The following is a 9,153-nucleotide window of genomic DNA, read 5'->3' as shown; positions in this document are numbered from 1 at the left end:
CGCGGTCAGCGGCGCGGCGGCGGGCGGCGGTTTGGCCTCTTGTGGGGCCGGGGGTTCGGTCCGGGGTGGCGCAGGCACCGGGGCGGCCTCGGCGCCGGTGTTCCAGGTGTCAAAGATGTCCGGTTTGCGCGCAGGCGTGTCCGCGGCCGGCGGGGCCGGGTTATGCGGCGGCGTGTCGGACGGGGGCGTGGCGGGCGGGGGCGCCTCGCTGAAATATCCGCCGCCCCCGGCGGGCCGCTCGGGTTCCGGCGCAGGTGCCGGATCCCTGTCGAAACCGCGCCGCAGGTCCAGCCCGAACGGATCGGCCTGATCCAGCGGGCGCGGCGGGCGCGCGACTTCCTTGTGACGCTCGCTGGTGCTGCCGTCGCTGCGCAACCCGAACGGATCGGGCAGGCTGTCTGGGCGGGGCGCTGGCGGGTCGGGCGGCGGGCCGGCCGGCTCATCGGCAAAAAAGCCGCCGCGCGGTGCCGGGCGCGGCCTGGGCGCCTCGGTGCCCGGTGCCGGGCGGGCCGCCTCGATCCGCAGGGTGAAATCGCCCATGTGCAGCCGCATGCCCGGCTCCAGCGGCACCGAGTTGCCGGGGCCCACCGGATTGGCGGCATTGTCGATGAACAGCCCGCCCGAAGACGCATCCGTCACCATCACCCGACCGCCCTCTTCGCTCAGGATGCAGTGGCGGCGCGACACAAAGGCGTTCGGATCCGTCAGCTGCCAGTCGGCATCGTCACCACGCCCGATCGACAGCTGACCGCCGTCAAATTCCCGTTCGGTGACGGTCTGCGGGCCGGGCGCGGCTTCGATGACAAGGCGCAGGGTCATGCGGCGCTCCTTTGGGCGGGGGGCTCGGTGACGTTGGAAAAGCGCAGGTCGTCGGCGTCGCGGTCCGGATCGGGGTTGAGCCAGGTGGTCCGCCCCAACTGGCAATGACCCAGCCGCGCCTGCGGCACCTCGGCAGCGGCCAGCACCAGCCGCAGGCCAAAGGCGATGTCCTTGCCGGCGGCGAACACCAGCGCCTGCCGCAGCCGGTCACGTGCGGCAGAGTCGTCGAGAAAGGCGTTGAACTGCGCCAGCGTCAGCGGCCCCAGCCGCAGTTCGGCATGGGCCTGCCGGTCAAACACCCGGCCTCCGACCACCGCCCCGGTGCCCAGTCCGGCGTGCTGCAGCCCCAGACGGCTTTGCAGATGCTGTGGCAGCTCGATCCAGACGCCGACATATTCCGCCAGTGCCACCGGCACCGCGAGGACCGACTCCAGAAAGGCACAGAGCCGTTCCGGGCTGCGTGCCTCCAGCGCCAGTGACGTCGCGTGGCGCAGTTTGGCCCCGTCCAGCCGGATGTCGTCACTGGTGGTGCCGGGCAGGCCCAGACCGGCCAGCGCCCGCATCATCGCCGTGACCCGCCCGCCGTCGCCGTGGGCGATATACACTTCGGGGCGGGCATCGGCCCAGGCGCGCCAGTACAGCCCGATCATCCGGTGTTGCAGCAGGTTGATGAAATCCAGGAACGAGGTGTCTGCCGTCGCGCCCCCGGTGTCGCCGGCAAACCAGCGGTTCGACAGCCGCTCGAGGATCCAGCGGGTCATGTGCAGCGGCATCGGGCCCTCCGGCCCGATCAGACCCAGCACGTTGACACCGATCTGCGGCGGACGGTCTGCGTCGCCGGGCACCATGCCGGCGACATCGCTGGCGGCAAAGGACTGCCGCGCGGTCTGGCCCAGCCGCGCCGGTTCGCGCCCGGCACCCCCGGCGCGGCCAAAGCGCAGCTCTGCGGTTTCGAGCCGACGCAGCAGCTCGAAGAAATCTGTTCCGACCGCCCCGGCGGGGTCGATCAGATCAGCGCGCGTGTGCCTGGGCTCATCGGCCATCTCACCTCCGTCTGGGCCTGGGTCAGCTGCGTGCGGGTGCAGACAAACGAATTGATCGCGGAATGGCGGGCAAACAGCCGCGCCAGCAGCGCCGAGAGCAGCAGCGCACTGCCGCCCGAAAGCAGCGTCTCGTTGACATCAAGGGTGATCTCGGTGCCGTGGCCAAAGCACAGCGGACCGTTGATCTGCAATCGTTCCACCACCGGACGCGACCGCAGACGCACCACAGAGTTGCCATGCCGTTGCAGCGCGGGATCGCCCCGGTCGGCATAGAGCCTGAGCAGGGCGCGCAGCGGTTCGGCCCCCGCCTCGTCGCCCGCAAGGCTGATATGGTTCAGGCTCAGCTGCGATATCCAGCGCCAGGTCAGATCGTCGATCCGCCGCTCGTCCGTCGCCCCGGAGGGCAGGCTGGCGCGCAGGCTGGGGCGCGGGCGGCGCACCGGCGACAACAGCGTGACGTTCTGTACCGGGTCACCGGAATCCAGCGTCAGCACCGGCATGTCGTCCAGGATCGGCAGGTCGCGGTTGGTGCACAACGCACGCACGTCCAGCCGCTGCACGGCCCGGGCTGTCCCGCGGCCGGCAGGCCGACCGACGGAGATATAGAAGTCATCCCCGACATAACTGCTGCGGGTCTGGCCTCGGCGCACCTCTTCGGTGTCGGGGCGGCGCGGGCGGCGGTCGGCCGAATAGACATGGCCGCTGCCCGACAGTGCCTCGGTCGAGAACAGCGGTGTGATCCGCGCCTGCGGCCCGTCCGCCTCGGCATCCTCGACCCGCAACAGGCGATAGATCTCGTAATCGCGCGGCCGGGTGCGGTCGGCCTGCACGATATGGGCCGGGCGGTTTGTGCGCAGTTCGACCAGGTTGCATTCATGTTCGAACAGGTTGACCAGCGGGGTGACGAACAGGCGGACATCCTGCGCGCTGATGCCCGACAGTTCCGCCCGCGGTTCGCGCAGCAGCACCACAATCTCGACCTCATGGGGACCGCTGGCGCGGACCACCGGCGACAACCCGTCCAGCCGAAGGTAATAGAACCGTTCCGGCATCAGGAAATATTCCCGCAGCAGGCGATAGCCTTCGAACGACGCCCGCACCCGGGGCAGCAGCGCCTCGGCGTCGTCGATGCCCACCATGCCCGGCGCGCCGACGCCGCGAAAGGGTGTGGTGGCATCGGCAGGCCGCGCCACGGCCCCGGTGCCGAAACCGAACACCGCGTCGAACAGCGCGCCGCCACGGGTTCCGGCGCCGAAATACAGGTCCAGCCGGTCCAGGGACAGCTCGCTCAGCGACCCGGCGCCCTGACGCTTCAGAGTGATCCGGATGCCGGCCGCCGCACCGCGTGCCGCAGTGACCCCCACCCCGGCCTGGGCCAGCGCCCCCGGATCCTGAAGGTAGCTCACCGCGCCGATCATAACGGGCCAAAGCTGTACCGGTTGCGCCGTGGTATAGGTGCAGCGGGTCTGCTGACCCTCGCGCAGCCCCGACAGAAGCCGCGTGCCGCGCGCCATCCGGTGCCCCTCCAGCATCCGCCCCACCTGCGGCCCCGGCGTCATCTGCGCCATGGTCATCGCCGGGGCCGGTCCGGCCAGATCGGGATAGAGCGTGTCGATCAGATTGCGCACATAGCGGCTGGCCTCGCTGTCCACCTTGAGCCGGGTGCGCGCCGCCAGGAACGCCACCCCTTCGAGCAGCCGCTCGACATAGGGGTCCGGGCAGGGGATCGACTCCATCGACAGATTGCGCGCCACATTGGGATGCAGCGCCGAAAACTCCTGGGCCAGGCTGCGGATATGCGACAGCTCTTCTTCGTAATATTCCAGAAACGCCTGATCCATCAGCGTTCCTCCAGCGCGGTCAGCGCGCGACCGTTGTCCAGGTCGATGCTGGTCGACAGCCGGAGCCGTTCCGGTACCGGTGACAGCAGCAGCACGCCGTCGATGTCGATGCGCATCCCGGTCTTTTCGCCGGTGCGCACCCGCACCCGCACGGAATCGCGCTTGAGCCGCGGCTCGTAGATGTTCAGCACCGCCTTGATCTCGCGCGCCAGATCGTCCTTGTTGAAATCCGATCCCGACCGCCCCGAGAACGACGGCACGCCATAATTGACCACGCTTGAACGCACCTCCGGGAACGCCTCCAGCAGGCTGGCGGGGCTCGGGTTGTCCAGGGCTTCGCGGTCGGTCAGCAAGAAATTCGCCTCCAGCCGTTCGATGTTGAACAGCATTTCGATGTCGCGCCGCACGGCCTCGCGCAGCACATCCGCGGTCACAATGATACCGCTTTCCTCCAGCCGCCTGCGGCGCGCCAGGATCTGCACCACCCGATGCGCCAGCAGTCGCGTGTCCTCGTCCAGATCGCTGCGCTGTTCGACAGCGCGGGCGCCGCCGGAAATCAGCACCGCGGCGGCCTCGTCCGAGCCCAGGGCCCGGGCAAGATCGCGGCGCAGCGCGTCGGATTCCGCCACGAGTCCCGGCAGGTCATCAACCAGCCGGTCCCAAAGGGATGGCTGGACCGCTTCCTGCCGGGAAACGGACGGGGCTTCGCCGCGATCAGTCACAGTTTGCTATCACCCGCCGGTCACACACCGGCCGCGATGTCATACTCGATCTCGTGCTCGTCACCGGCCGAGTGGTCATCCGCCTGCACGGTATACTTGATCTTCACATTTTCGAACGAAAGGCCCAGGTCCTCCATGATCGTCTGACCTTCGTCCTCGCCCGCACCTGCGATCGAGTATTGCGAAATGATGGCGTTCTCCATGGTGATGATCAGGTAATCCAGATGCGCGTCGCCGGAGTCCTTGCGCACGGTCAGGACGATCTCGTCAAAGGATTTGCCCTGCATCGCCGCCAGGGCAAGATAGGGCGACGAGGCGTCATAGGCCTTTTTCATCAGCAGGGCCGAGATCTGCGCCCGCCCCTTGGACCGGCCTCGGCCGGCCTGGGCCCCGGCAGCCTGTTCGACGTTCCACAGGATGTCGTAGATATCGATCTCGTCCTCATGTTCGGCGCGCTGGGATTCCCCTGCAATGTCGGGGATCTTCAAATATCCGGTCAAAGCCATTTTACTTATTCCTCCATTTGCTTAATCAATGCGTTTCAAGATTTTACCGAGGGCAGTTCCGACACCAGACGAAGCGACGCATTGATCCCTTCAAGCTGATAATGCGGACGAAGGAAAAACCGGGCATTGTAATACCCCGGGCGTCCCTCAACGCTGTCCACCTGTACTTCGGCAGCGGCCAGCGGTCTTTTGGCCTTGGCCTTGTCGTCAGCCATGGCCGGATTGGCCAGCACGTAGCGGTTGATCCACTCGCTGAGCCAAACCTGCATGTCGCCACGCTCCTTGAACGTGCCGACCTTGTCGCGCGCAATCGCCTTGAGGTAGTGGGCAAACCGGCTCACCGGAAACAGGTAAGGCAGGTTGGCCGACAGCCGTTCGTTGGCCTGCGCGTCCTTGTCGACCAGGCGGCCGGCGCGGGTTTCGTCATCCTGCAGGCTGTGCGCTCCGATGAAGGCGGCGACATCGGTGTTCTTGCGGTGCAGGATCGGCATCATGCCGAGCTTGGCCAGTTCCGCCTCGCGCCGGTCGTCGATGGCAATCTCGGTCGGGCACTTCATCGACACCGAGCCGTCGTCGGTCGGGAAGGTGTGCACCGGCAGGTTCATCACCGTGCCGCCGGATTCCACACCGCGGATCTGGGTGCCCCAGCCGGAAATCTTGTGGCTGCGGTTGATGTTCACCCCCATCGCAAAGGCGGCGTTCATCCAGACGTAGTGGTCATGCTGACCGTCGATCTCTTCTTCGAAGTCAAAGCCCTTGACCGGAATCGTCTCGGCGCCGTAGGGCAGCCGTCCCAGCACCCGCGGCATCGCCAGCCCGATGTAGCGGGCGTCCTCGCTTTCGCGCAGGCTCTGCCAGCTGGCATAGTCCGGGCTGCTCACGATCTGTTCGAGGTCCTGCGGATTGGGCAGTTCCTGCCAGCTTTCCATGCGGAACAGCTGCGGCGCGGCGGCCGCGATGAACGGCGCATGGGCCGAGGCGCAGATGCCGCTGAGGTTGCGCAGCAGGCTCACATCCTTGGGCTTGTGGCTGAACTCATAGGCCCCGACGATGGCGCCGAACGGCTCGCCGCCGAACATCGAATACTCGTCGCTGTAGATCTTCTTGAAGATCGGCGACTGGTCCCACATCTGGCCTTCGTAGTCTTCGAGATGATCGCCAAGATCTTCCTTCTTGATGTTGAGCACCCGGATCTTCAGCTTCTGATCGGTCTCGGTGTTGTTCACCAGATAATGCAGGCCCCGCCAGGTGCCCTCTATCTCGCGCACCTCGGGGGCGTGCAGGATTTCGTTCATCTGTTTGGTCAGCATCTGGTCGATGCCCGCGATCAGCGACTTGATCGACTTGACCGCATTGCCGGAAATCGCCGCGGTGCCGGCCCGCTCCTTGGCGGCCAGCGCCAGGTTGGCGACCAGCGCCTGCAGCTTCTCACCCTCGGAATCCTTGACGCGGAAATCCTTTTCCAGCAGGTCGCTGAATTCGCCCAGGTCAATCGCTTCGGCTTCGGCGGCGGCACCGCCTGCCTGCTTTTCCTCTTCGGCCATGCTCAGCCCTCCTTCTCGGCTTTGGTGGCCGTCATCGCCTGTTCGGCGGCCTGCGCCAGCAGCGGCTCATTGGTCAGCAACTGTGCGATGCGCTTTTCGGCGTCGACCTTGCCGTCCATGTAGCCCAGCAGTTCCTCGAGCTGCTTGCGCATCTTCATCAGTTCGGCCAGCGCGGGCACCTGTTCGGCCACCTTGTCGGGGGCGAAATCGCTCATGCTCTTGAAGGAAAGGTCGACGAACAGCTCTTCCTCGGCGTCATCGCCGTCGCTGGGCAGCGTGTTCTTGACCCGCGCCTTGACCCGGGGGCTCAACGCTTCCATGAACTTGCTGAAGCGGCCGGCATCGGTCTCGACAAAGGTGCGGTCGTTGATCGGCTTCTTGGCTTCCTTGGTCTCGGACGCCCCCGCCAGATTTGCCATGACACCCATCACAAAGGGCAGTTCGATCGTGGTGGGGCTGCCGTAATGTTCGACTTCATAGGCGATCTGCACCCTTGGCGCCCGGTTTCGTTCAATCACCTTCTGCTTGCTGTCGCTCATTCCAATTCCTTCCTGTAAAAGTCACTTCTTTTTCGGTTCTTCGACCCCCGCGGCGCTGCGGAATTCCTTGAGCCCCGACGGCGCGATCTCTTCCATCAGTTCGATAAAATCCATGGCCACCATGCGCCGCATCCGCCGCGCAAGATGCGGGATCGGGCTGGACGGTTCGGTGCGTTCGTAAAATCCGATGATGCGGTCCAGCGCGCTTTCGACATCGCCGCGCGAATTGATGGTGCCCGGGGCTGCGGCGCCGTTCACCCGGGCTGCGGGGACTTCCTGCGCAGTCACCCCCGGGGCCGGGGCGTCTTCGGTCTCCGGCGCTGCCACCCCGGCGGTGGTGGCGACCGCCTTTTCCAGCGTGCTGCGACACTGGCCCAGAAAACTGCTGAGTTCGGACAGCGACAGCCCGGTCTGTCCGCCAAAACCGCCCGCGGTGTCCACCGCCGCGATCAGAGCACCGATGCCGGCATCACAGGCCTTCAGCGCGGCGATCATCCCGGCGGCGCGCGCGCCCTCTTCGGCAGCCAGGGCGCGGACCACGCCCGTCACCCGGTTGACCCTCTGGCCATGTTTCGCGACCAGCGCGTCCCTTTCGGCCTGACTGAGCCCCTTGGCCGCCTTGTTGAGCATGTCAAATTCGCTCTGCGACCCCGCGGCGAGATCGTTCCCGCTGACCGGGCCAAGCCCGCGCGGATTCAGCACGGTCCCAAAGCGCAGGTCGCCCAGCAGGCCGTTGTCGTCGTTCTCGAGCTGGCGCAATGCATTCAGGCGCGGCAGCGCCGCGGCCTGGACATCGTCCCGTTCGCGCAGGCCGGGATGCAGGCTGTCCCAGAACTGCGCCACGCTGGCCCGCAACAGCTCCAGCCCCTGCGCCAGACCCGCGTACCCCTCCAGATTGTAAAGGCCCCGCACCACGATGATCAAAAGCCGCAGGTCGCGGCCGTCCAGGGCCAGGGCAACAGCGTCATCAAGCACCGACTGCCAGTCGACATCCACTGCCGAGTCGTTGACAGACCCGTCCGGATTCAGTCTTGCATCGCGGCCCGCCGGTGCCATCTGCCGTTCAATCGCATGAAACCGCGCGTCGTTGCGCAATTCGACGCCGGAGGGCAGATCGTCCGAAACGGTCGCAAGGAGGCGGTCAATGTCCATGCCTCATGCCTTTTGAAATTCTTAAACAACTGGTCGGAGTGTTACAGAAGATTTTGATTCTGGCAACAATCCCACAGGTTCGGCATACCTCCGGCCCCGCCCGCGATCCCGGTTTCGCACACCGATCAGGGGTTCGCGCCCGAGGTCGCCACGAACAGATAGACCCATTCGCCGCGAAACCCCGGGTCGGCGGCGCGGGCCGCGGCCACCCGGTCGCGCAGGGCGGCCAGATAGGGTTCAGCCGGCTCAACCAGAGGGCGTATCGGTTCCGTCAGCGGCTGGCTGGTGCCAAAGGCTACGGCGATGTCCTGACCAAAGGGCGGCGCAATCCGCAGGTCAAGGTCGTCGCCCCGCCCGATGGAAAAGGGCTCGCCCGGTGCAAACCGGCGCAGCGGTGTCCGCTCGTTCGGCATCAGATGCAGCACCTGTCCGCTGGCGTCGAAATAATCGACGCGCACGTAGGCCGGATAGTCGGGGGCGGTGAGGTCGATCACCAGCCGGTCACCCGCGTCAAAACTGTATTCCCGCACCTGGGCATTTTCGCCCACCAGGTCGCTGTCGGTCAGTTGCTCTTCGGACTGCGGCAGGCCCAGATCCGAAATCGCATCAAGCAGGGCACATTGCGGGCGCGGCAGAATCTGTAACCGGTCGCGCAATTCCAGCGCGCCGCCAATCTGTTCGCGCAGACTGGCCAGCAGCGGCGCACGGTCCGCCGCCGCCGCCACATGGCCGCGCAGTTCCAGTGTGCCGCTGTCGGCGTCAAACGCCGTGTGCACCCGGGCGCAGTCGGGCGCGGCCAGCGCCCGGGCCATGCCGTCGCGCACCGCCTGCCCCGGCGCCGCACCCGGTTGCAGAAAGGCCTGGAGCGTGGCCAGGCTCTGCGGATCCAGCGCCAGCGAGCCCGCGCCGCTCCACTCCAGTCCGGCGCGCAGCAGCGTACCCGCGCTGTCCAACGCGCCGGCCGTCGCGGACGCGGGACGCGCCGCC

The 9,153-nt window shown here is 66.6% G+C and carries 9 protein-coding genes; all 9 read right to left on the bottom strand.

What is annotated here, in order from left to right:
- Positions 1 to 819: FHA domain-containing protein (locus FOY53_RS22225; RefSeq protein WP_146592485.1), on the bottom strand; the 819-nt coding region annotated here is incomplete at its 3' end.
- Positions 816 to 1,862: a type VI secretion system baseplate subunit TssG gene (gene tssG, locus FOY53_RS22220; protein ID WP_146592484.1), complete on the bottom strand. Its 1,047-nt coding sequence runs from the start codon at positions 1,860 to 1,862 to the stop codon at positions 816 to 818. The genes tssG and FOY53_RS22225, both read right to left, overlap by 4 nt.
- Positions 1,826 to 3,703, bottom strand: coding sequence for a type VI secretion system baseplate subunit TssF (gene tssF, locus FOY53_RS22215; RefSeq protein WP_146592483.1), 1,878 nt, complete (start codon positions 3,701 to 3,703; stop codon positions 1,826 to 1,828). The genes tssG and tssF overlap by 37 nt, the downstream gene beginning before the upstream one ends.
- Positions 3,703 to 4,425 (bottom strand): type VI secretion system baseplate subunit TssE, encoded by a 723-nt coding sequence (gene tssE / locus FOY53_RS22210; RefSeq protein ID WP_246107517.1) that lies wholly within the window; start codon positions 4,423 to 4,425, stop codon positions 3,703 to 3,705. The genes tssF and tssE overlap by 1 nt, the downstream gene beginning before the upstream one ends.
- A 20-nt stretch (positions 4,426 to 4,445) precedes the next feature.
- Positions 4,446 to 4,931 carry an Hcp family type VI secretion system effector gene (locus FOY53_RS22205; RefSeq protein ID WP_146592482.1) on the bottom strand — a complete coding sequence of 162 codons (486 nt, stop codon included), beginning with the start codon at positions 4,929 to 4,931 and terminating at the stop codon, positions 4,446 to 4,448.
- Positions 4,932 to 4,966: 35 nt separating this feature from the next.
- Entirely contained in the window at positions 4,967 to 6,475 is a 1,509-nt protein-coding gene (tssC, locus tag FOY53_RS22200; protein ID WP_186766726.1) for a type VI secretion system contractile sheath large subunit, read from the bottom strand.
- 2 nt (positions 6,476 to 6,477) lie between these two features.
- Positions 6,478 to 7,014 (bottom strand): type VI secretion system contractile sheath small subunit, encoded by a 537-nt coding sequence (gene tssB, locus FOY53_RS22195; protein ID WP_146592480.1) that lies wholly within the window; start codon positions 7,012 to 7,014, stop codon positions 6,478 to 6,480.
- A gap of 21 nt (positions 7,015 to 7,035) precedes the next feature.
- Positions 7,036 to 8,166, bottom strand: coding sequence for a type VI secretion system protein TssA (tssA, locus tag FOY53_RS22190; RefSeq protein WP_146592479.1), 1,131 nt, complete (start codon positions 8,164 to 8,166; stop codon positions 7,036 to 7,038).
- Between the two features lie 125 nt (positions 8,167 to 8,291).
- Positions 8,292 to 9,153, bottom strand: an 862-nt coding sequence (locus FOY53_RS22185; RefSeq protein WP_146592478.1) for a DUF4384 domain-containing protein, incomplete at its 5' end; no start/stop codon positions are given.

This window comes from Puniceibacterium confluentis, from assembly GCF_007923445.1.
In the GTDB taxonomy this organism is placed as follows: domain Bacteria; phylum Pseudomonadota; class Alphaproteobacteria; order Rhodobacterales; family Rhodobacteraceae; genus Puniceibacterium; species Puniceibacterium confluentis.
Note: the sequence above shows the minus strand (reverse complement) of the source record. Positions and strands in the feature narration are given on the sequence as shown.